Genomic DNA, 22,531 nt, shown 5'->3' on the forward strand with positions numbered 1-22,531 from the left:
CAGCAGTGATGGTACAGCTAATAGCACAACCTTCACCAATGTTTACACACCAGCTAAAACACAGGTTCCAGTGAAGAAAGTTTGGAATGATAGTGCCAACCAAGATGGGAAACGTCCAGAGTCTATTACTGTTAAACTTCTAGCAGATGGTGTTGAAACTGGTCAAACACGTGAATTGAATGCTGCGAACAACTGGCAAGCTACTTTCACAGATCTGGACGCAGATAAAGGTGGTACTCCAATCTCCTATACAATCGAAGAAGTTTCAGTCGCAGAATATGAATCTAAGGTAACAGGAGATGCCTCAACTGGCTTCACCATTACCAATAGCTACACACCAGGTAAGACTCAAGTACCAGTGAAGAAAGTTTGGAATGATAGCGAGAACCAAGACGGCAAACGTCCAGCGTCTGTTACAGTTAAACTTCTTGCCGATGGTCAAGATACAGGTAAGACCCTTGAACTCAATAAAGACAACAACTGGTCAGGAAGCTTCACAGATCTTGATGTGAACAAAGCTGGTAAAGCGATTAAGTACACTATTGAAGAAGTTTCAGTCGCAGAATATGAGTCTAAAGTAACAGGAGATGCCACAACTGGCTTCACCATTACCAATAGCTACACTCCAGCCAAAACTTCAGTTTCTGTGAAGAAAGCATGGGATGATAAGGACAACCAAGATGGTAAACGTCCAGCGTCTGTCACAGTTAAATTGCTTGCAGACGGTCAAGATACAGGTAAGACACTTGAGCTCAATGCCGCAAACGGTTGGGCTGGAAGCTTCACAGACCTTGATGCTGATAAAGGTGGCACACCTATCCAGTACACAGTAGTAGAAGTAACTGTTCCTGGTTACACTTCTAAGGTTACTGGTGACGTTGCATCAGGATTCACTATCACAAATAGCTATTCTCCAGAAACAGTTGACATTAAAGCAACCAAGAACTGGGATGACGCGAATAACCAAGATGGCAAACGTCCAACTAAGATTACAATCAATCTCTTAGCAGACGGTCAGAAAGTTGATTCAAAAGAGATTCAAGCTGCACCAGACGGCACTTGGTCTGTTGAATTTACAAAACTTGCAAAATATAAAGCTGGTAAAGAAATCAAATACACTGTAACAGAAGAAGCCGTAGCAGAATACGAATCAACTATTACAGACTTTACCATCACAAACAAATATGCTCCTAAAGCAATCGACTACAAAGTAACAAAAGTATGGAACGACGCGAACAACCAAGACGGCAAACGTCCTGAGTCCGTAACCGTTCAACTTTATAAAAAAGTAGGAAATGCGGATCCAGTAGCCGTTGAAGGTAAGAAATTGACCTTGACAGCTAAGGATAAGACTGACGCTAACACTTGGGTAGCATCCTTCACAAATCTTCCACAATACGAAGCTGGTAAAGAAATCACTTACTCTATCAATGAAGTAGATGTACCAGCTGGCTATAAAGCCTCTGTGACTGGTCAAGTAGTGACTAACACTCACAATCCAGATACAGTTATCCTTTCAGGAACTAAGGTGTGGGATGATAACAATAACCAAGATGGTAAACGTACAAGATCTGTGAAAGTTCAAATTCTTAATGGCGATAAAGTCGTTCAAGAAATTGAAGTTTCAGAAAAAACTGGTTGGAAGTTTGAATCTAAAAAACTTCCTAAGTATGAAAATGGTCAAGAAATCAAGTACACTGTCAAAGAAGTGGCTGTGAAAGAATATACCTCAACAGTTACTACGGACAAAGATGGTAAGTACACAGTTACCAATGAATACACACCAGTGAAAACATCTGTAAAAGGTCATAAGATCTGGAAAGGTGGTGAAAACCATAAAGACGCTCGTCCATCTTCTATCACTGTGAAACTTCTTGCGGATGGTAAAGATACTGGTAAAACTGCAATAGCTTCAGAAGCAAGTGGTTGGACTTATGAGTTTACTGGTCTTGAGCGTTATAAAGATACTAAAGATACAGAAATCAAGTACTCTGTAGAAGAAGTACCGGTTGAAGGTTATTCATCTAAAGTAGAAGGCCTCAATATCACAAATACATACGTTCCAGAAGAACCAACACCAGGTGAACCAAATGAACCAGGAAAACCAGGACAAAAACCTCAACTTCCTAACACTGGTGAAAAAGCATCTAGCGCAGCAGTAGTTGCAGGACTTGCTTTGATGGCAGTGACTGGTGGATTGTACTTTGTAAGCCGTAAAAATAAATAATCTCTAGATGAGAGTTGATTTTCAGTTAGTTCTTAGGAAGTAATTGGAAAGGAAATAGTCCAGAACGATTGTTCTGGACTATTTTTTTATCTTGAGAAATAAGCGATGCTCTTCAATCGTTTGAGTAGTGGACGGCTAATGAAACTAATGGCAATAATCTTACCAAGATCAGGGAGGATAAAGGGAAGGACACCAACTGCAAGTGTCTGATCAAATGGCATCCCAGCAAGGAAGTGGAGGCTGAGAATACCTCCGACAAAGACGAGGGAGTCACCCAAGAGGTTGGCTAGGAAAATGCGAATGTAGCCACTATTTTGATGGATGAGATAAGATGTAAGTCCTGCATAGACAAGGTCGAACCAAAGATAGCCTGAACTTGGACCGACTAAAACATGAAATCCTGCACCACCCCCTGCAAAGACAGGTAAACCAATGGCACCCAGCAGGAGATAGATAGCTACAGATAAAACAGCTTCCCTAGGTCTAAAAACAGTGGCAATCAGACCGATCGCAAAGTTTTGCAAAGTGAAGGGGACAGGACCGATAGGGAGACTGATTTGTGCCAATACGGCGATGAGAGCAGCACCGATAGCAGGAATGGCATAGATATGAGCTTTTTTCAAAACTGTTAACCTCTTTTCAAAATTATAGTAACTATTATACTAATTTAGTAACAGAAGTCAACCTATTTTTGAAATCAAGGTAACAATTTTGTAACGGCCGATTTTGCAAGTAAAAAGAGACTACATGGGGTCTCTTTTGGTAATTAGCGCATGGTTACAAATTCTTCTGAGGCAGTTGGGTGGATAGCTACTGTAGCATCAAAGTCCGCCTTGGTTGCTCCCATCTTAATAGCAACAGCGAATCCTTGAATCATCTCATCCACTCCGTAACCAAGTCCGTGAAGTCCAACAACTTTTTCATCAGCACCGGCAGTGATGAGTTTGAAGCGAGACTCTTGACGATGGCTTGTAACGGCAGAGTACATAGATGCAAAGCTTGACTTGTAGACTTTGATGTTATCTTGGCCGTATTCTTTGATAGCTTGATCCTCGGTTAAACCGACCGTTCCGATTGCTGGGTGTGAGAAGACAACAGTAGGGATAGTCGTGTAGTCCATCTTGGCATTTGTTTTTCCGTTAAAGAGGCGTTCAGATAGAGTCCGTCCTGCCTTGATAGCTACTGGGGTCAGTTCCTTCTCACCAGTAACGTCTCCAAGGGCGTAGATACCATCTACAACTGTATTTTGATACTCATCCACTTGGATAAATCCACGTTGGTTGAGTGTGACGCCGGCCTTTTCTAAATCCAGACCATCTACATTTGGACGGCGTCCAGTAGCCCAGATAACTTGGCTAGCAGTGTGACTAGAACCGTCTTCAAAATGAATGGTAATGCCTTGCTCCGTTTCTTCGAGCTTGACGGGTACCTTATGTGTGTGCAAAGGTAGACCTGTTTTTTCCATTTCATTGACAAGTCCTTCAACGATGTAGCTGTCAAAAGTGCGCAAGGGACGATCGCGACGGACAAACAAATCCGTTTTTACTCCTAGTGCGTGGAGAACACCTGCTAGTTCAACCGCGATATAGCCAGCTCCAAGAATCGCAACGGATTCAGGAAGTTGCTCCCAAGCAAAGACATCGTCTGAGCTACCACCGAGTTCCGCTCCAGGAATAATTGGGATGCTTGGACGAGCACCAGTCGCAATCACGATATGTTTGGCACGAATCAATTCGCCATTAACGCTGACCGTATGAGCATCAACGAAATGAGCACGACCTTCAATCAAATCAATCCCATTGCGTTTGAAACTTCCATCATAAGACGAGCGGGCACGATCGATGTAGGCTTCACGATTTTGACGAAGTTTTGCGAAATCAAATTGAACATCTGAACTTGTAAAACCATAGTCAGGGCCGTAGTGGTGGAAGCTTTCAGCAATTTGCGCTCCATACCACATGATTTTCTTAGGAACACAGCCAACGTTGACACAAGTTCCACCTAATTTTTTCTCTTCGATAACGGCTGCTTTAGCGCCGTGTTCGCCAGCGCGGTTCATAGTGGCAATGCCGCCACTCCCTCCGCCGATAGCGATGATATCATATTCTCTCATAGAAAACTCCTTATAGCTTTGATAGTCATATTCTATCGTTTTTACTTTTTGAATGCAAAAATCTGCTACGTTTAAAAAAATTACAAAAACACTTGCCAATTTTGAAAAGATAGTGTATTATATATCTAGCACAATAATCCAATAAACGAATACCGAACGAAATAATGATCCTGAACTATCATTGTTTCCATCTGAACTGTCATTGTTTGGTCTCGGTATTTCTGATATAATGGTTTTTGTAAGGCAAAAGAATAAAGGAGTTTGAAAATGAAAAGAAATAAGAAGGCAAAAAAATGGCAATTATACACAGCGATTGGTGTTGCCAGTGCTATTGTTATCGGTGCTGCGGGGATTTTGATTTTTAGACAGCCTTCCCAGTCAGCAGTCAAGGATGAAACCTCTCATATCGTTACTGCTAAGGAAGGTTCTGTTGCTTCATCGGTTCTCTTGTCAGGTACGGTTACAGCAAAAAATGAACAATACGTTTATTTTGATGCTAGTAAGGGAGATTTAGATGAAATTCTCGTTTCAGTCGGGGACAAGGTCGAAGAAGGGCAAGCGTTGGTCAAATACAGCAGTGCAGATGCTCAAGCTGCCTATGATGCAGCCGATCGTGCAGTTGCAAAGGCAGACCGTCATATTGAGGAGTTAAACAAAGCTCGTGAAAATGCATCAGCTACACCAGCTTCCCCACAGGTTCCAACAGAAGCTGGACTCCCAGAACAAGCACAAGCAACGACTTCTTCAGTATCCTCTATTGATTCTCAAATCAGTGATGCCAAGGATAACCGTGCAGATGCTGTGGCTCAGCTCAACAAGGCTCAAGCACAGCTAGATGCCGCAACTGTCCTCAGTACACTTGAAGGGACTGTAGTTGAAGTTAATCGTAATGTTTCCAAATCACCAACGGGTAACAGCCAAGTGGTAGTTCATGTTGTAAGTAATGAAAACTTGCAGGTCAAAGGGGAGTTGTCTGAATACAACCTTGCTAACCTTTCTGTAGGCCAAGAAGTTACCTTTACTTCGAAGGTTTACCAAGATAAGAGCTGGACAGGAAAAATCAGCTATATTTCTGATTATCCTAAAAACAATGGAGAAGCAGCAAATGCAGCCCTTGGAGGAAATACTGGATCTAAGTACCCTTATACTGTTGATGTGACTAGCGATATCGGTGAGTTGAAACAAGGCTTCTCTGTCAGTGTGGAAGTCAAAAATAAGAGTAAGGCCATCCTTGTTCCTTTGACAAGTGTCATTACTGAAAATGACAAAAATTATGTCTGGCTTGTAGACGACCAGAAAAAAGCGAAGAAGGTAGAAGTTACATTGGGGAATGCGGACGCAGACAACCAAGAAATTACTTCAGGTTTGACAGACGGTGCCAAGGTCATCAGTAATCCAACATCTTCCTTGGAAGAAGGAAAAGAGGTAAAGGCTGATGAAGAAACTAATTAGTCTCAAAAATATCTGCAGGAGTTATCGAAATGGTGACCAAGAACTGCAGGTCCTAAAAAATATTAACTTAGAAGTTCAAGAAGGTGAGTTTGTCGCTATTATGGGACCGTCTGGTTCTGGTAAGTCCACTTTGATGAATACCATCGGAATGTTGGATACACCAACCAGTGGAGAGTACTACCTTGAAGGGCAAGAAGTTGCAGGTCTTGGAGAGAAACAGCTTGCCAAGGTCCGCAACCAGCAAATCGGCTTTGTATTTCAGCAGTTCTTTCTCTTGTCCAAACTCAATGCACTTCAAAACGTCGAATTGCCCTTGATTTACGCTGGAGTTTCAGCTTCAAAACGTCGGAAATTGGCTGAGGAATTTCTAGAAAAGGTTGAGCTAACGGAGCGCAGTCATCATTTGCCTTCCGAGTTATCAGGTGGTCAAAAGCAACGTGTAGCGATTGCGCGTGCCTTGGTAAATAATCCCTCTATCATCCTAGCAGACGAACCCACAGGAGCCTTGGATACCAAGACGGGAAATCAAATCATGCAGCTGTTGGTGGAGTTAAACAAGGAAGGGAAAACCATTATCATGGTCACGCATGAACCTGAGATTGCGGCCTATGCCAAACGCCAGATTGTTATTCGTGATGGGATCATCTCGTCCGACAGTGCTCAGGTAGAAAAGGAGGAAAACTAGATGCAGAATCTGAAATTTGCCTTTTCATCCATCATGGCCCACAAGATGCGTTCCTTCCTCACCATGATTGGGATTATCATCGGAGTTTCATCTGTCGTTGTCATCATGGCTCTTGGCGACTCTATGTCTCGTCAGGTCAATAAAAACATGACCAAATCGCAGAAGGATATCCATGTATTTTTCTCTCCTATCAAGAGCAAGGATGGCTCCTTTACTCAGCGTCAGTCTGCTTTGACAGTCAGTGGGAAAGAAGAGGATGTTCATGTTGAACCGCCAAAACCACTAGAGTCTTGGGTCAAGGAGGCTGCTAAACTCAAAGGAGTAGACAGTTACTATGTCACCAACTCGACCAACGTCACCCTGTCTTATAAGGATAAGAAGGTTGAACGAGCGACTTTGACTGGTGGAAATAGCACCTACATGAATGCGGTTGAAAATGAAATCGTTGCGGGTAGAAGTCTAAGACCGCAAGACTACAAGGAATTTGCCAGTGTGATTTTGCTGGATGAAGAACTAGCCAAGAGTTTGTTTGATAGTCCAGAAGCTGCGGTTAATCAAATCATCTCTATCAATGAATTTAGTTACCGTGTGATTGGTGTTTATACTAGTAATGAAGCTAAAACTGCGAAAGCCTTTGGGATCGGTGGTCTTCCAATTACGACCAATATCTCTCTTGCAGCCAATTTTAATACTGATGAAATCTCGAACATCGTCTTTCGTGTCAATGATACTAGTCTAACGCAGACCTTGGGTCCAGAGTTGGCTCGAAAACTGACTGAGATTGCTGGTCTTCAGCAAGGAGAGTACCAAGTTGCGGATGCGACTGCCGCCTTCCAAGAGGTACAACAACTATTTGGTTTTATGACCACCATTATCAGTGCTATCGCAGGCATCTCTCTCTTTGTTGGGGGAACTGGTGTTATGAATATCATGCTGGTTTCGGTGACAGAACGCACGCGTGAGATTGGTCTGCGGAAAGCTCTCGGTGCTACACGAGCTAATATCTTGGTACAGTTTTTGATTGAATCCATGATCTTGACCTTGTTGGGTGGTGTCATCGGTCTTGGAATTGCTGCTGGAATGACCATGTTAGCCGGAGTGCTGCTTCAAAACATGATTGCAGGTATCGAAGTTGGGGTTTCCCTCCCAATTGCTCTCTTTAGCTTGGCTGTATCAGCCAGCGTTGGTATGATATTTGGTGTCTTACCAGCCAATAAAGCCTCTAAGCTTGATCCGATTGAAGCCCTTCGTTATGAATAAGATATAGAGCAGAAAAAACAAGATGGACATTTGTCTGTCTTGTTTTTGTATGGATTTTCCTATCGAAAATCACTAAAAATATGATATAATGAAGTGTTAGAAAAACAGGTTTCATTTGCCTGGAAAGGAAATATTATGTCTGAAAAGAATTTTTATATTACAACACCGATTTACTATCCATCTGGTAAACTTCATATCGGTTCTGCTTACACAACCATCGCTTGTGACGTACTAGCTCGCTACAAACGTCTCATGGGCTACGATGTCTTTTATCTGACAGGTCTGGATGAGCATGGTCAGAAAATCCAGCAAAAAGCTGAAGAAGCTGGCATCACACCTCAAGCTTATGTTGATGGGATGGCGGTTGGAGTCAAAGAACTCTGGAAATTACTCGATATCTCATATGATAAATTTATCCGTACAACTGATGATTACCATGAAAAAGTAGTAGCACAAGTATTTGAACGCTTGCTTGCTCAAGATGACATCTACTTGGGTGAATACTCTGGCTGGTATTCAGTCTCAGATGAGGAATTCTTTACAGAAAGCCAGCTTGCGGAAGTTTTCCGTGATGAAGCTGGAAATGTGACGGGCGGTATCGCTCCATCAGGTCACGAAGTTGAATGGGTATCTGAAGAGTCTTATTTCCTTCGCCTCAGCAAATACCAGGACCGCTTAGTCGAATTTTTCAAAGCTCATCCTGAATTCATCACTCCAGATGGTCGTCTGAATGAAATGCTTCGCAACTTCATCGAACCAGGTTTGGAAGACTTAGCAGTTTCTCGTACAACCTTTACCTGGGGTGTGCCAGTCCCATCCAATCCAAAACACGTTGTCTACGTTTGGATCGATGCCCTTCTTAACTATGCGACAGCGCTTGGTTACGGTCAAGACGATCATGCTAACTATGATAAATTCTGGAATGGAACGGTCTTTCACATGGTCGGAAAAGACATCCTTCGTTTCCACTCAATCTATTGGCCAATCCTTCTCATGATGTTGGATATGAAATTGCCTGACCGCTTGATTGCCCATGGTTGGTTTGTCATGAAAGACGGTAAGATGTCTAAGTCTAAAGGAAATGTCGTTTACCCTGAAATGCTAGTAGAGCGTTATGGACTGGATCCGCTTCGTTACTACCTCATGCGTAGCCTCCCAGTTGGTTCAGACGGAACCTTCACTCCTGAAGACTATGTAGGTCGTATCAACTATGAATTGGCCAATGACCTTGGAAACCTCCTCAACCGTACGGTTTCTATGATTAACAAGTACTTTGATGGGCAAATTCCAGCCTATGTAGAAGGCATGACAGAATTTGACCATGCTCTTGCTGACGTTGCGAAACAATCAATCGCTGATTACCATACACACATGGAAGTAGTTGACTATCCACGTGCTTTAGAAGCAGTCTGGACGCTTATCTCTCGTACTAATAAATACATTGACGAGACAGCTCCATGGGTCTTGGCTAAGGATGAAGCTCTTCGTGACCAATTGGCAAGTGTCATGAGTCACTTGGCAGCCAGCCTTCGTGTCGTAGCTCACTTGATTGAACCATTTATGATGGAAACTAGTCGCGCTGTATTGGCACAACTTGGTCTAGCAGAAGTTTCTAGCCTAGAAAACTTGAGCTTGGCAGATTTCCCTGCAGGTGTAACAGTCGTTGCCAAAGGAACACCAATCTTCCCGCGTCTCGACATGGAAGAAGAGATTGCCTATATCAAGGAACAAATGGAAGGCAACAAGCCAGACGTCGAGAAAGAATGGAATCCAGATGAAGTTGAACTCAAACTCAACAAGGATGAAATCAAGTTTGAAGACTTTGACAAGGTTGAAATCCGTGTCGCAGAAGTCAAAGAAGTGTCTAAAGTGGAAGGTTCTGATAAGTTGCTTCAATTCCGCCTAGATGCTGGTGATGGTGAAGACCGTCAAATCCTCTCAGGAATTGCCAAATACTATCCAAACGAACAAGAATTGGTCGGCAAGAAGGTACAAATCGTTGCCAACCTTAAACCACGTAAGATGATGAAAAAATATGTCAGTCAAGGAATGATCCTCTCAGCTGAACATGAAGGACAATTAACCCTTCTCACAGTTGATCCAGCTGTACCAAACGGAAGTGTGATTGGGTAAAAGCAAAAAACCAACGTTATACACGTTGGTTTTTCTTGTTATGCGCGAGATTTTCTAAGAAGTAATCCATCTCCTTTTGCGACTTGAGGACAATTACTTTCTCAGGGTAGGTTTCTTGAACCTGCTGATAGCGTACTTTAGCATTCTTTGTCCGCCCATCCCAGAGAATCCATTTGATAAAATCCCAGTCAAAGCGTTCAGGACAGCCTGCTGCCATACTTTCTCTGACCTTGCCTCGGTATGTGAGATACCGTTTAAAGGCTCGAAAGAGACAAGTCCATGGTGAAAAATTGAGAAAGATAATTTGGTCAGCTTCCAGCATTCTTTCTTCATAGCAACACCAAGAGTAGTTGCCGTCGATGACCCAAGCTTCGTGCTTTGTGAGAAAGTTTTTCATCTCGCCCAGCATCCATTCGCGGTCACTGTCTTGCCAACCAGGTTGAAATTGGAGTGTGTCCATATGCAGTTTGGGGATAGAGTAGTAGTTTGATAACGTTTCAGCTAGAGTTGACTTGCCGGCTCCAGAATATCCTATGATTGCTATTTTCATTTTCTACCTTTTCTGATTAGAGGACAAAAAAACAGCCTCTATGGACTGTTTCTTATTTAGCAAGTTTAGCTGAAAGACGAGCTTTATCGCGGCTTGCTTTGTTTTTATGAATCAAACCTTTAGTTTCTGCTTTGTCGATAGCTGAGCTAGCAGCACGGAAAAGTTCTTCAGAAGGGTTTGCTTCGAAAGCTTTGATAGCAGTACGCATAGCTGATTTTTGAGCTGAGTTTTTTTCGTTTTGTTTAACGTTCAATTCAGCGCGTTTGATAGCTGATTTAATGTTTGCCAATGTTCTTACCTCCATATTTACTAACTATACCATTATATATGAAAACTTAGGTTTTGACAAGGGGAAATTATTTTTTTAGGTAAATTTCATCGATTTCATGGTTTTTAGTCTTGTGAAGAATTACCTCGGCGCGATTCCTTGTCGGTTCGATATAGTTTTGTAGATTTGTGAGATTAATACTGGTCCAAACCTGGTGTGCAAAGGCTTCAACTTCTCCAATTGGCATTTGCGTAAAACGGTGGTAGTAGCTGTTGGGATCATTTTGGGCAAAGCTGAGCAGTTTTAAGAAACGATCCAGATACCAACTTTCAATGTCCTCGACAGCAGCATCCACATAGATGGAGAAATCAAAGAAATCAGTGATGTAAAGGCGCTCATTTTGAGGATTTTGAAAGACATTGATGCCTTCAACAATAACAAAATCCGCAGCTTTGACACGTTGTTTCTCTCCAGGAACGATGTCATACACTTCATGGGAATAGACAGGAATATCTACATCTTGCCCATTCTTTAGGCGATCAAGAAAATTCAGCAAGGTTTCCATATCATAACTTTCAGGAAAACCTTTGCGATTTAATATATCTTGATCCATCAAGGTTTGATTGGGATAGAGAAAGCCATCCGTTGTCACTAGCTCTACAGTAGCATCAGTAACTGTACGAGAGAGAAGGATTTGCAGAAGTCGGCTAGTTGTTGATTTTCCTACAGCGACACTTCCTGAAACTCCAATGATAAAAGGCTGGGATTTGCTTTCACGTTGGAGGAAAATTCCTTTTGAAAATGCCAAATCATCCTTGGTGCGCTTGTAAATATGGATAAGATGGACAAGGGGAAGATAGACATCCGTTACGTCCTGCAGACTAATCTGGTCATTGAAACTCTTGATGGATTCTAACTCTTCCTCTGTCAAGGGAGGGGTTGTTTTGCGATGCAATGATTGCCAAGTATGGCGGCTGATTTTCTCAAAATGTAAAAATTCGTTGGTCATTTGTTTTCCCCTAGATATTTTGTTTATCATACCATAAAAAATTAAAAAAATAAAGCGGTTTCTTGATGGTAGTAAGTCAATATCATATAATAGAGGTAGATGGAGGTTGAATAATTTAATGATGAAATAGGGAATTGTTTTTGATGACTTATCAGTTATTAAAAGTGGGCTTTTTAGTTCGCAACTTATAGGGGGTATACTATGAAAATCTTGAGATGTTACATATTGGAACTCTGTTTTATTTTAAGTTTTGCCTTACCTTTTATAAGGGGAGCGAATGCGGATAATGGTAGACGCTTTGTAGAAACCTATTACGGCTTTACCTTCTTAATGGATCATCTCCTTGTAACAGTTGTCTTTATCTGTTCACTCTTGATTGCTTGGTTAGTAAAAAAGCAGTGGACAAAATGGCTTGCTGCTGGTAGTTATCTATTTTTGATTTTGTGGATTGCTACAGAAGGATATCTATTCCGTATGTCACTAGAAGATTTGATACGACTTTGGACAAGTTTGGAAATCTTGACACAAACTTATCAGTTGGGTTTTTATCTAAACATCATATTGGGAATCTTGTTGATAATAAAGTATTTTAAGGTTAAGAAATAGTAATAAAAATGCGCCTGGTTACAGACGATCTGTTTTTTCCTGACTATGATAATTTGTAGTTCTCGATAGATTGTAATGTATTTCTAATAATTGAAAGAGATTGAAGAAAAGGTTTTTTGACTAGGATTCTTCAGTCTTTTTCATTTGATCATCACTTTGTAAACGATTTACAATCCAAGCCAAATTATGGTAAAATAGTTTTATGAGTAAAATGTATTATGCAGAAAATCCTGATGCTGCTCACGACATTCATGAGTTGAGAGTGGAGTTGTTGGGAGAAAATATGACCTTTTTAACAGATGCGGGTGTTTTTAGCAAGAAAATGGTTGACTTTGGGAGCCAACTTTTATTGAAGTGTTTGGAGGTTAACAAAGGAGAAACGGTCCTTGATGTAGGCTGTGGTTATGGGACATTGGGTTTGTCCTTGGCCAAGGCTTATGGAGCTCAGGTAACCATGGTTGATATCAATAATCGTGCCTTGGACTTAGCGCGGCAAAATGCTGAACGAAATAAAATTGAGGCGACGATTTTCCAATCCAATATCTATGAACAAGTTGAAGGGAAGTTTGACCATGTTATTTCCAATCCGCCTATTCGAGCGGGCAAACAGGTTGTTCATGAGATTATCGAAAAGAGCAGAGAATTTTTGAAAGACGGAGGAGATTTAACCATCGTCATTCAGAAAAAGCAAGGAGCTCCGAGCGCCAAAAGCAAGATGGAAGATGTTTTTGGAAATTGTGAAATTATAAAGAAAGACAAGGGATATTATATCCTTAGAAGCGTGAAAGCATGAGAGCAGTTGATTTAATTCAAAAGAAACGAGATGGTCAAGAACTAACTTCAAATGAAATCAAGTGGCTAGTAGAAGGCTATGTGGAAGGAACTGTTCCAGACTATCAGATGTCTGCCTTTGCTATGGCGGTTTATTTCAAAGGAATGACGACACGAGAGATTTCTGACTTGACGATGAATATGGTTAAGACAGGTCAGGAGTTTGACTTGTCAGCTATTGATGGGGTTAAAGTTGACAAACATTCTACTGGTGGTGTAGGTGATAAGGTGACCTTGATTTTAGCTCCCCTTGTTGCTAGCTTTGGTGTGCCTGTGGCAAAAATGAGTGGTCGTGGACTAGGGCATACTGGCGGAACCCTAGATAAGTTGGAAGCAATCAAGGGTTACCAAGTGGAGCGCAGTCAAGAAGATTTCATTCGTCAGGTACAGGATATTGGTGTATCTGTCATTGGGCAGTCAGATCAGCTTGTTAAAGCAGATAAACTTCTCTATGCCCTACGAGATGTGACGGCGACTGTCGACACGATTCCTTTGATTGCGAGTTCTGTCATGAGCAAGAAAATTGCTGCTGGGGCGGATGCCATTTTGCTAGACGTGACTGTTGGTGAGGGTGCCTTCATGAAAACTGTCGATGAGGCGCGAGAATTGGCTCAAACCATGGTCGATTTGGGTAAGGCCGTTGGTCGAAAGACAGTAGCGGTTATTACCGATATGAGCCAACCCTTGGGACGAGCCATTGGCAATCGTCTCGAAATCCTAGAAGCAATTGAAATACTTCAAGGAAAAGGCAGAGAAGATATTAGTCACTTTATTTGTGAACTAGCTCAGATTATGCTTGGTTTGGCAAATGTTGAGAAGACAGTTGAAGAAGTCCGTCAACATCTTGAAAACGGCCAAGCGCTGGCTAAGTTTGAAGAAATGGTGGCGGCTCAAGGCGGTGATTTAGAAGATCTTTATCGCCCAGTCAAGGTGGCGCATGTAGTAGATATCCCGGCTCAAGAGTCAGGTGTCATTTCAGCCCTTCCAGCGATGGAATTTGGTCTCTGTGCCATGAGATTGGGAGCTGGTCGTGCAGTCAAGTCTGATGATTTAGACTATGAAACTGGAATCGTTTTTGAGAAGAAGGTTGGTGACTCCGTTCAAAAGGGAGAAATTGTCGCAAAAGTTTATACAAATGGAAAAATTTCCCCTCAACTAGTTACAGAATTCCAAAAATATGTTAAAATAAATGATGGAGTGAAACGTTTGCAGGAAATAATTGAAATCATCTCATGAAAAAGAGAGGAATCCGAATATGAAATTAAACAAATACATTGATCATACGCTTTTAAAACAAGATGCAAGTCAAGAACAAATTGATCGTTTGCTATCTGAAGCGCGTGAGTATGACTTTGCCAGCGTTTGTGTTAATCCCACATGGGTTAAACATGCGAAAACAGGACTTGAAGACTCAGATGTAAAGGTTTGTACAGTAGTTGGTTTCCCCTTGGGAGCGACAACTTCAGCTGTAAAAGCTTTTGAAACCAAGGAAGCCATCCAAAATGGTGCAGATGAGATTGATATGGTTATCAATGTTGGTGCTCTCAAATCAGGTAATCTTGATTTGGTTGAATCGGACATCCGTGCTGTCGTAGAAGCAAGTGGTGACAAGTTGGTTAAGGTCATTATTGAAGCTTGCTTGTTGACAGACGATGAAAAGATTGTGGCTTGCCAATTATCCCAGAAAGCAGGTGCTGACTTTGTCAAAACATCAACTGGATTTTCAACTGGTGGTGCCACTATAGAGGATGTTAAGTTGATGCGTAAAACAGTCGGGCCAGATATGGGAGTTAAGGCTGCTGGTGGTGCTCGTTCTTATGCGGATGCTGTTGCTTTTGTGGAAGCGGGCGCTACCCGTATCGGAACATCAGCTGGCGTTGCAATTTTAAAAGGAGAATTAGCAGATGGCGACTACTGAGTTGATTGAACTAGCAATTGAAACCAGCAAACAAGCCTATGTACCCTATTCTCATTTTCCTATTGGAGCTGTTTTAGTAGCTAAGGACGGTAGCATTTATACGGGTGTGAACATCGAGAATGCTAGTTACCCCTTGACTAATTGCGGAGAACGTACTGCTATTTTTAAAGCAGTTTCGGAGGGGCAACGGGAGTTTTCAGAATTGATTGTCTACGGACAAACTGAAAAACCTATCTCGCCATGTGGTGCTTGCCGCCAAGTGATGGCTGAATTTTTTGAACAAGATCTAAAAGTGACCTTAGTCGCTAAAGATAAATCGACGGTCGAGATGACGGTCGGGGAGTTGCTTCCATACTCTTTTACAGACTTAAACTAGTCTGAGTCACTCTTTGAGTGACGCGGTCCTTGTGGCCAACCAATCCATACTTGCAACATCGTTGCACATCTTATTTAGGAGGTTCAGTAATGAACAAGAAACAATGGCTAGGCCTTGGTCTAGTTGCAGTAGCAGCAGTTGGACTTGCTGCATGTGGTAACCGCTCTTCTCGTAACGCAGCTTCATCTTCATCAGAAATGAAGACCAAAGCAGCGATCGTAACAGATACTGGTGGTGTTGATGATAAATCATTTAACCAATCAGCTTGGGAAGGTTTGCAAGACTGGGGTAAAGAACACAACCTTTCTAAAGATAACGGTTACACTTACTTCCAATCAACAAGTGAAGCAGACTATGCGAACCACTTGCAACAAGCGGCTGGAAGTTACAACCTGATCTTCGGTGTTGGTTTTGCCCTTCACAATGCAGTTGAGGAAGCAGCAAAAGATCACTCTGACTTAAACTATGTCTTGATTGATGATGTGATCAAAGATCAAAAGAATGTTGCGAGCGTAACATTTGCTGATAACGAAGCAGCTTACCTTGCTGGTGTTGCAGCAGCGAAAACAACTAAAACAAAACAAGTTGGTTTTGTAGGTGGTATCGAATCTGAAGTTATTTCACGTTTCGCTGCTGGATTTAAGGCTGGTGTTGAGTCAGTAGACCCATCTATCAAAGTACAAGTTGACTATGCTGGTTCATTTGGTGATGCTGCCAAAGGTAAAACAATTGCAGCTGCTCAATACGCTGCAGGTGCAGACGTTGTCTACCAAGCAGCTGGTGGTACAGGTGCTGGTGTCTTTGCTGAAGCAAAATCTTTGAACGAAAGTAAAAATGAAGACGAAAAAGTTTGGGTCATTGGTGTAGACCGTGACCAAGCAGCAGAAGGTAAATACACTTCTAAAGATGGTAAAGAATCAAACTTTGTTCTTGTATCTACATTGAAACAAGTTGGTACAACTGTAAAAGATATTGCCAACAAAACAGAAAAAGGTGAATTCCCTGGCGGACAAGTTATTGTCTACTCATTGAAGGATAAAGGGGTTGACTTGGCAGTAACAAACCTTTCAGAAGAAGGTAAAAAAGCTGTTGAAGACGCAAAAGCTAAAATCCTTGACGGAAGCGTAAAAGTTCCTGAAAAATAATGGATAAAAGTCATTTCTTAGGAAGCGACCATCGGTCGCTTCTTTAAGAATTGAGGCAATTTTTTGTCTCAATAGAACTTGTTAACACGATTAGTAGGTTTTATTGAAACAAAATAAACCTCGGAAAGGAAAAGCATATGGCACACGAAAATGTCATTGAGATGCGGGATATTACCAAGGTGTTTGGTGAATTTGTAGCGAACGACAAGATCAACTTGCAACTGCGAAAAGGTGAAATCCATGCACTTTTAGGAGAAAATGGAGCGGGTAAATCCACTCTGATGAATATGCTGGCAGGACTTCTCGAGCCAACTAGTGGTGAAATTGCCGTGAATGGTCAAGTTGTCAAACTAGATTCACCTTCTAAAGCCGCTAGTCTTGGAATTGGGATGGTTCACCAACATTTTATGTTGGTTGAGGCTTTTACAGTAGCTGAAAATATCATTTTGGGGAGTGAAATCACTAAAAATGGTGTGCTAGATATAGCTGAAGCTACTAAAGAAATCAAGGCTCTTTCTGAACGTTATGGTTTGGCAGTGGATCCTGCTGCCAAGGTGGCAGATATTTCCGTTGGTGCTCAACAACGTGTAGAAATCTTGAAGACACTTTACCGTGGTGCTGATATCCTCATCTTTGACGAACCTACGGCAGTATTGACTCCTTCAGAGATTGATGAGTTGATGGCTATCATGAAAAACCTTGTTAAAGAAGGAAAATCCATTATTTTGATTACCCATAAACTGGATGAAATTCGTGCGGTATCCAATCGAGTGACGGTTATTCGTCGTGGGAAATCAATCCAGACGGTTGAAATTGCAGGGGCAACCAATGCAGACTTGGCAGAGATGATGGTAGGACGTTCTGTCTCCTTCAAAACGGAGAAACAGGCACCACAACCAAAAGAAGTAGTCTTGTCTATCAAAGACTTGGTTGTTAATGAAAACCGAGGTGTACCAGCTGTGAAGAATCTTTCTTTGGATGTTCGTGCTGGTGAAATTGTCGGTATTGCAGGTATTGATGGCAATGGCCAATCTGAACTCATTCAAGCCATCACGGGTCTTCGTAAGGTTGAGTCTGGTAGTATTGAATTAAAAGGCAAATCAATCGTAGGGATGCACCCTCGACAAATTACGGAACTCAGTGTAGGGCATGTTCCTGAAGACCGCCACCGTGATGGTTTGATTTTGGATATGATGATTTCAGAAAATATCGCTCTCCAAACTTACTACAAAGAACCACTCAGCAAGAATGGTATCTTAAACTATGCGAATATCACTTCACATGCCAAAAAATTAATGGAAGAATTTGACGTCCGTGCGGCGAGCGAATTTGTCCCAGCAGCAGCTCTTTCAGGGGGAAATCAACAAAAAGCGATTATCGCTCGTGAGATTGATCGTGATCCTGATCTCCTTATCGTCAGCCAACCAACTCGTGGTTTGGATGTCGGTGCCATTGAATATATCCACAAACGCTTGATTGAAGAACGTGATAACGGGAAAGCTGTGCTTGTTGTCAGCTTTGAATTGGATGAAATTTTAAATGTTTCAGACCGAATTGCTGTTATTCATGATGGTAAGATTCAAGGTATTGTGTCGCCAGAAACGACTAACAAACAAGAACTTGGTATCTTGATGGCAGGTGGAAACTTGGGAAAGGAGAAGAGTGATGTCTAAAAAATTACAACAAATTTCGGTTCCCTTGATTTCCGTATTCTTAGGAATCTTGCTCGGAGCCATTGTCATGTGGATTTTCGGCTACGATGCTATCTGGGGTTATGAGGAGTTGTTCTATACAGCTTTTGGTAGTCTCCGTGGGATTGGTGAAATTTTCCGTGCCATGGGTCCTCTTATCTTGATTGGTCTGGGGTTTGCAGTTGCTAGTCGTGCAGGTTTCTTTAACGTTGGGCTTCCTGGTCAGGCACTAGCGGGTTGGATTCTTAGTGGTTGGTTTGCTTTGTCGCATACGGACATGCCACGCCCAATGTTGATTTTAGCGACCGTAGTAATTGCTTTGATTGCAGGTGGGATTGTAGGTGCTATTCCAGGTATTCTCAGAGCTTATTTAGGTACATCAGAGGTTATCGTAACCATTATGATGAACTATATTGTTTTGTACGTAGGGAATGCCTTTATTCATTCTTTCCCGAAAGACTTTATGCAAAGTACAGACTCAACGATTCGTGTGAGTGCCAATGCCACTTATCAAACACCATGGTTATCTGAGTTAACTGGCAATTCTCGTATGAATATCGGAATCTTCTTTGCCATCATTGCTGTTGGTGTGATTTGGTTCTTGCTCAAGAAAACGACTCTCGGTTTTGAAATTCGTGCAGTTGGTCTCAATCCCCATGCCTCAGAGTACGCTGGTATTTCAGCAAAACGTACAATCATCCTATCAATGATTATCTCTGGTGCTTTGGCTGGTCTTGGTGGAGCTGTCGAAGGTCTTGGAACTTTCCAAAACGTTTACGTTCAGGGCTCATCATTAGCTATCGGATTTAACGGGATGGCAGTTAGTTTGCTTGCTGGGAATTCACCAATTGGGATTCTCTTTGCGGCCTTCTTATTTGGAGTTTTGCAAGTAGGTGCGCCAGGTATGAATGCTGCGCAAGTTCCGTCTGAACTTGTCAGCATTGTAACAGCGTCCATTATCTTCTTTGTCAGTGTTCACTATATTATCGAACATTTTGTCAAACCAAAAAAACAAGTTAAAGGAGGTAAGTAAGGATGTCTATTACAACATTACTCACCCTCTTGGTCTCTTCTATGCTGATTTACTCAGCACCACTTATTTTTACGAGTATTGGAGGAGTCTTCTCTGAACGTGGTGGTGTCGTTAACGTCGGTCTTGAAGGAATTATGGTTATGGGAGCCTTTTCTGGGGTTGTCTTTAACCTTGAGTTTGCAGAACAACTTGGAGCAGCGACTCCTTGGATTTCCTTATTAGTTGCCGGTATCGTGGGAGCTATTTTCTCCCTCATTCATGCAGTCGCTACAGTTCATTTCCGTGCGGACCATGTTGTCAGTGGTACAGTATTGAACTTGATGGCTCCCGCCCTAGCAGTTTTCTTGGTTAAAGTTCTTTATAACAAAGGACAAACGGATAACTTAAGCCAGACCTTTGGCCGTTTTGATTTTCCAGTTTTGGCTAATATCCCAGTGATTGGAGATATCTTCTTCAAGTCAACAAGTTTGCTAGGTTATATCGCGATTACCTTCTCATTCTTTGCTTGGTTTATCCTCTTCAAGACACGCTTTGGTCTTCGCCTTCGCTCTGTTGGTGAACACCCTCAAGCAGCAGATACCTTGGGGATTAATGTCTACAAGATGCGGTATCTTGGGGTTATCATATCAGGTTTCCTAGGGGGAATCGGTGGAGCGATTTATGCTCAATCCATTTCAGTTAACTTCTCAGTGACAACTATTGTTGGTCCTGGATTTATCGCTCTTGCTGCGATGATCTTTGGTAAATGGAACCCAATCGGTGCTATGCTTTCTAGTCTCTTCTTTGGACTTTCACAAAGTTTGGCAGTTATCGGTTCTCAATTGCCTTTCCTACAAGGAGTGCCAGCGGTTTACCTTCAAATCGCACCTTACGTCTTGACCATCCTTGTCTTAGCAGCCTTCTTTGGAAAAGCAGTTGCACCTAAGGCAGACGGTATTAACTACATCAAGTCAAAATAAGCATACAAAAAAACGTCAGTTCAAACTGGCGTTTTCTATTTTTAAAATTTCAGTTTTGAAACATATGATAGTAAATTATAGCGAATAAGCAACTCTTAAATTTTAAGTTCTAATTAAACTTAGTTTTCAATTTTTAGTATTCTAAAAATTTTAGGCAACATTATAATTATATATATTAGGAGGGTTCCTCCTCCAAATATGAATATCACCCCTCCATTCACTTCTTTTTGAAAAAGATAAGTGAATACTAGGGTACCTATTGGCATGATAGATGTATTTAGTGTAAATAAAGTACTCATTACTCTGCCTAAAAATTTTGTTTCGATGGAACTTTGAAGGTAAGTCATCACAATAATATTTAAAACAACAAGAGTAAACGCTATGATTCCCATAAATATACTACCAAGAAAAGAAATAATAATTTGAGAGTTAGTTGATGCAAATGTGATGCCTAAACCAATAATAGCCATAGTTAAGAGAACAAGCGGCATGGTTATCTTACTCGAGAGTAAGATGTTGTTTTCTTTCTTATCTGGCAATAGTGACATTGAAATACTGGCTAAAAGCATTCCTACTGCTGCCATAGTTTCAAGCATTCCTACTGTTGAGTTACCTAACAGAAGTTGTTCCTTTACTACAAATGGCACCCCAATACTGATAGATGTGTAGAAAAAATTGAGGATAACACTTACAAGAATAATGTATTTTACAATTTGATTTTTTTTAAGAAATTGAATAATTTCTTTGACTCCATGCAGAGGATTTTCACAACTCGTAGCCTTGTTCTCTTTCTCGTTATATTCATAGTAAAATTTCATACTAAGTAGAACTCCTAAAGAGAGGAGATTTGCAAAAATTTCAATTAGAATAAAACCTGCAAAACCTAACCAACCATAAAAAATGACTCCAATAGCTGGAGAAATCATGGTTGCAATTGCAATGGCAGTCTATGTAACAGAACTTAATCTTTGAATTTTTTTATCATTTACTAATTCATGAATTGAGGCTGAATAACAAGTATCACTTATATTGACTGTAATAGAGTGGAGTATTACAAATGGAATTACTAGATATAAGATACTAGAAGAATCCATAAGAAAATAAAAAGTATAAAACAAAAGAAAGATAAAAATCCTAAAGATGAAATTATATATTAAAATTTTCTTGTGTGGGTATCTATCTACTAGATTACCAATGGGAATTAAGAAAATCAAACTGACTAAAGGATAAATAATCATATTAATCCCAAAACTCATTGCAGATTTTGTTTGATCCAGTAGCATCAGACCTAAAGCAAAATTGAAAGATTTCCCGCTCAAAGAGCCAATGAAATTGCTAATAAAATCTTTTATAATTTGCTTATTTGATATACGATCACTAATTATATTTTTCATTTTTATTTCCACCATGAAAATTATTACTTAGAAAGTTTATATATTAAAATTCTTCACTAGGATACTAGTGTAATAGAATATTTTTAAACGCCAGTTTAAACTGGCGTTTTATTTTTTAGGATTTTGATGTGTCAAGTTTAGTCCCCAAGGAACGAGATTTTCAGTTTTGTTTTTGATGCGTGTGATATTATCCTTGTGACGAATGATAATCAAGCTAGCAAGTGCTAGGATAATCAAAATGAAGAGAGGGTCATAGCTGTTTAGGACAAAACCAAATAGTGGAAATAGGAGAACTCCGATAACGGCTGCGATAGAAGCGGCAACGCTAGACAAGGAAATCATACTACCAAGATAGAGGGTTCCAAAGAATACGACTGCTAGGTAGAGACAGAAGATAGGCGCAAATCCGAAAACAACTCCAGCGCTAGTTGCGACAGCCTTGCCCCCTTTAAATCCTGCAAAGATAGGAAAGGTATGTCCAATTACAGCTAAAAGTCCAAAGACAAGAGGCGATACACCTTGTAGGTGGAAAAGAATAGGAAGTAGAGTGGACAAGGTCCCTTTAAAGAAGTCAATCACAAAGGTTGCCATACCAGCTTTCTTACCTAAAATGCGAAAGGTATTAGTCGTTCCAGTATTACCAGAACCATGCTCGCGCAGATTTGTTTGAAAGAAGATTTGTCCAATCCAAAGACCAGACGGAATCGAACCTAGCAGATAAGCTAAAATTAATAATACAAATGTCATCATAGACCTATTATACCATGAAATGCTTTCGAAAGTCAGAGAATATCCTGTGAAATTGTGACGGCTGAATGGGAAAAATTTTGCAAAATCCCTAGAAAACCTGTAAAATAGAAAAGATGAACGAATAGGAGGTT

At 41.1% G+C, this 22,531-nt stretch carries 20 protein-coding genes and 1 pseudogene; 14 read left to right on the top strand and 7 right to left on the bottom strand.

Translation table 11 applies throughout. The features are described 5' to 3' along the window. Positions 1-2,227 (top strand): Cna B-type domain-containing protein (locus tag B7725_RS05140; protein WP_142357352.1); only part of this gene is annotated, 2,227 nt, incomplete at its 5' end. An 86-nt stretch (positions 2,228-2,313) separates the two neighbouring features. On the opposite strand, the gene B7725_RS05145 is transcribed toward B7725_RS05140, so the two are convergent. Then, positions 2,314-2,850 carry a biotin transporter BioY gene (locus B7725_RS05145; RefSeq protein WP_084874931.1) on the bottom strand — a complete coding sequence of 179 codons (537 nt, stop codon included), beginning with the start codon at positions 2,848-2,850 and terminating at the stop codon, positions 2,314-2,316. Positions 2,851-2,993: 143 nt separating this feature from the next. Further along, complete coding sequence (gor, locus tag B7725_RS05150) at positions 2,994-4,340, bottom strand: glutathione-disulfide reductase (protein ID WP_084874932.1); 1,347 nt, start codon at positions 4,338-4,340, stop codon at positions 2,994-2,996. 267 nt (positions 4,341-4,607) lie between these two features. On the opposite strand from gor, the gene B7725_RS05155 reads away from it, so the two are divergent. The 4 genes from B7725_RS05155 to metG all read left to right on the top strand — a co-directional run bounded on the left by B7725_RS05155 (position 4,608) and on the right by metG (position 9,870). Next, positions 4,608-5,792, top strand: a complete 1,185-nt coding sequence (locus B7725_RS05155; RefSeq protein ID WP_084874934.1) for an efflux RND transporter periplasmic adaptor subunit — start codon at positions 4,608-4,610, stop codon at positions 5,790-5,792. Then, entirely contained in the window at positions 5,776-6,477 is a 702-nt protein-coding gene (locus B7725_RS05160; protein WP_084874936.1) for an ABC transporter ATP-binding protein, read from the top strand. Before B7725_RS05155 ends, B7725_RS05160 begins: the two co-directional genes overlap by 17 nt. Beyond that, complete coding sequence (locus B7725_RS05165) at positions 6,478-7,737, top strand: ABC transporter permease (RefSeq protein ID WP_084874938.1); 1,260 nt, start codon at positions 6,478-6,480, stop codon at positions 7,735-7,737. It begins immediately after the preceding gene. A 135-nt stretch (positions 7,738-7,872) separates the two neighbouring features. Further along, complete coding sequence (gene metG, locus B7725_RS05170) at positions 7,873-9,870, top strand: methionine--tRNA ligase (RefSeq protein ID WP_084874939.1); 1,998 nt, start codon at positions 7,873-7,875, stop codon at positions 9,868-9,870. A 16-nt stretch (positions 9,871-9,886) separates the two neighbouring features. Here metG and B7725_RS05175 read toward each other — a convergent pair whose 3' ends face one another. From B7725_RS05175 to coaA, 3 genes are all read right to left on the bottom strand, one after another. Continuing rightward, the gene (locus B7725_RS05175; RefSeq protein WP_084874941.1) at positions 9,887-10,420 is read right to left on the bottom strand and encodes a DNA topology modulation protein; all 534 of its coding nucleotides are present in this window, start codon (positions 10,418-10,420) and stop codon (positions 9,887-9,889) included. Between the two features lie 52 nt (positions 10,421-10,472). Next, complete coding sequence (rpsT, locus tag B7725_RS05180) at positions 10,473-10,709, bottom strand: 30S ribosomal protein S20 (protein ID WP_001274000.1); 237 nt, start codon at positions 10,707-10,709, stop codon at positions 10,473-10,475. Positions 10,710-10,776: 67 nt separating this feature from the next. Then, positions 10,777-11,697 carry a type I pantothenate kinase gene (coaA, locus tag B7725_RS05185; RefSeq protein WP_084874943.1) on the bottom strand — a complete coding sequence of 307 codons (921 nt, stop codon included), beginning with the start codon at positions 11,695-11,697 and terminating at the stop codon, positions 10,777-10,779. A gap of 201 nt (positions 11,698-11,898) precedes the next feature. Here coaA and B7725_RS05190 point away from each other — a divergent pair, with 201 nt between their 5' ends. From B7725_RS05190 to B7725_RS05230, 9 genes are all read left to right on the top strand, one after another. Next, entirely contained in the window at positions 11,899-12,303 is a 405-nt protein-coding gene (locus tag B7725_RS05190; protein ID WP_084874944.1) for a hypothetical protein, read from the top strand. A gap of 202 nt (positions 12,304-12,505) precedes the next feature. After that, positions 12,506-13,096, top strand: coding sequence for a class I SAM-dependent methyltransferase (locus B7725_RS05195; RefSeq protein ID WP_084874946.1), 591 nt, complete (start codon positions 12,506-12,508; stop codon positions 13,094-13,096). After that, on the top strand, positions 13,093-14,370 hold the full coding sequence (locus tag B7725_RS05200; protein ID WP_084874948.1) for a pyrimidine-nucleoside phosphorylase: 1,278 nt from the start codon (positions 13,093-13,095) through the stop codon (positions 14,368-14,370). Before B7725_RS05195 ends, B7725_RS05200 begins: the two co-directional genes overlap by 4 nt. Before the next feature lie 19 nt (positions 14,371-14,389). Then, on the top strand, positions 14,390-15,052 hold the full coding sequence (gene deoC / locus B7725_RS05205; RefSeq protein WP_084874950.1) for a deoxyribose-phosphate aldolase: 663 nt from the start codon (positions 14,390-14,392) through the stop codon (positions 15,050-15,052). Next, positions 15,039-15,428, top strand: a complete 390-nt coding sequence (locus tag B7725_RS05210) for a cytidine deaminase (protein WP_084874952.1) — start codon at positions 15,039-15,041, stop codon at positions 15,426-15,428. Before deoC ends, B7725_RS05210 begins: the two co-directional genes overlap by 14 nt. Positions 15,429-15,517: 89 nt before the next feature. Then, complete coding sequence (locus B7725_RS05215; protein WP_061598272.1) at positions 15,518-16,573, top strand: BMP family lipoprotein; 1,056 nt, start codon at positions 15,518-15,520, stop codon at positions 16,571-16,573. Between the two features lie 137 nt (positions 16,574-16,710). Further along, a complete protein-coding gene (locus tag B7725_RS05220; RefSeq protein WP_084874953.1) occupies positions 16,711-18,246 on the top strand; it encodes an ABC transporter ATP-binding protein in 1,536 nt (511 codons plus the stop codon). Beyond that, positions 18,239-19,297 (top strand): ABC transporter permease, encoded by a 1,059-nt coding sequence (locus B7725_RS05225; protein ID WP_009730275.1) that lies wholly within the window; start codon positions 18,239-18,241, stop codon positions 19,295-19,297. The genes B7725_RS05220 and B7725_RS05225 overlap by 8 nt, the downstream gene beginning before the upstream one ends. 2 nt (positions 19,298-19,299) lie before the next feature. Continuing rightward, positions 19,300-20,256 (top strand): ABC transporter permease, encoded by a 957-nt coding sequence (locus B7725_RS05230; RefSeq protein WP_084874955.1) that lies wholly within the window; start codon positions 19,300-19,302, stop codon positions 20,254-20,256. Between the two features lie 119 nt (positions 20,257-20,375). Here B7725_RS05230 and B7725_RS05235 read toward each other — a convergent pair. Together B7725_RS05235 and plsY are read right to left on the bottom strand one after the other, a co-directional pair. After that, positions 20,376-21,650: pseudogene (locus tag B7725_RS05235) on the bottom strand (MFS transporter). 108 nt (positions 21,651-21,758) lie between these two features. Further along, positions 21,759-22,400: a glycerol-3-phosphate 1-O-acyltransferase PlsY gene (plsY, locus tag B7725_RS05240; RefSeq protein WP_033588918.1), complete on the bottom strand. Its 642-nt coding sequence runs from the start codon at positions 22,398-22,400 to the stop codon at positions 21,759-21,761. Positions 22,401-22,531: the final 131 nt, after the last annotated feature.

This window comes from Streptococcus oralis subsp. tigurinus (assembly GCF_002096275.1).
GTDB classification, from domain to species: Bacteria; Bacillota; Bacilli; order Lactobacillales; family Streptococcaceae; genus Streptococcus; species Streptococcus oralis_CN.

What these genes read in the sequence shown, in the direction of transcription:
- B7725_RS05160 (WP_084874936.1), top strand. Translation starts at nt 5,776, where the DNA reads ATGAAGAAACTAATTAGTCTCAAAAATATCTGCAGGAGTTATCGAAAT.
- B7725_RS05220 (WP_084874953.1), top strand. Translation starts at nt 16,711, where the DNA reads ATGGCACACGAAAATGTCATTGAGATGCGGGATATTACCAAGGTGTTT.
- plsY (WP_033588918.1), bottom strand. Translation starts at nt 22,400, where the DNA reads ATGATGACATTTGTATTATTAATTTTAGCTTATCTGCTAGGTTCGATT.
- B7725_RS05195 (WP_084874946.1), top strand. Translation starts at nt 12,506, where the DNA reads ATGAGTAAAATGTATTATGCAGAAAATCCTGATGCTGCTCACGACATT.
- B7725_RS05165 (WP_084874938.1), top strand. Translation starts at nt 6,478, where the DNA reads ATGCAGAATCTGAAATTTGCCTTTTCATCCATCATGGCCCACAAGATG.
- gor (WP_084874932.1), bottom strand. Translation starts at nt 4,340, where the DNA reads ATGAGAGAATATGATATCATCGCTATCGGCGGAGGGAGTGGCGGCATT.
- B7725_RS05210 (WP_084874952.1), top strand. Translation starts at nt 15,039, where the DNA reads ATGGCGACTACTGAGTTGATTGAACTAGCAATTGAAACCAGCAAACAA.
- B7725_RS05200 (WP_084874948.1), top strand. Translation starts at nt 13,093, where the DNA reads ATGAGAGCAGTTGATTTAATTCAAAAGAAACGAGATGGTCAAGAACTA.
- B7725_RS05215 (WP_061598272.1), top strand. Translation starts at nt 15,518, where the DNA reads ATGAACAAGAAACAATGGCTAGGCCTTGGTCTAGTTGCAGTAGCAGCA.
- B7725_RS05175 (WP_084874941.1), bottom strand. Translation starts at nt 10,420, where the DNA reads ATGAAAATAGCAATCATAGGATATTCTGGAGCCGGCAAGTCAACTCTA.
- deoC (WP_084874950.1), top strand. Translation starts at nt 14,390, where the DNA reads ATGAAATTAAACAAATACATTGATCATACGCTTTTAAAACAAGATGCA.
- B7725_RS05190 (WP_084874944.1), top strand. Translation starts at nt 11,899, where the DNA reads ATGAAAATCTTGAGATGTTACATATTGGAACTCTGTTTTATTTTAAGT.
- B7725_RS05155 (WP_084874934.1), top strand. Translation starts at nt 4,608, where the DNA reads ATGAAAAGAAATAAGAAGGCAAAAAAATGGCAATTATACACAGCGATT.
- coaA (WP_084874943.1), bottom strand. Translation starts at nt 11,697, where the DNA reads ATGACCAACGAATTTTTACATTTTGAGAAAATCAGCCGCCATACTTGG.
- metG (WP_084874939.1), top strand. Translation starts at nt 7,873, where the DNA reads ATGTCTGAAAAGAATTTTTATATTACAACACCGATTTACTATCCATCT.
- B7725_RS05230 (WP_084874955.1), top strand. Translation starts at nt 19,300, where the DNA reads ATGTCTATTACAACATTACTCACCCTCTTGGTCTCTTCTATGCTGATT.
- B7725_RS05225 (WP_009730275.1), top strand. Translation starts at nt 18,239, where the DNA reads ATGTCTAAAAAATTACAACAAATTTCGGTTCCCTTGATTTCCGTATTC.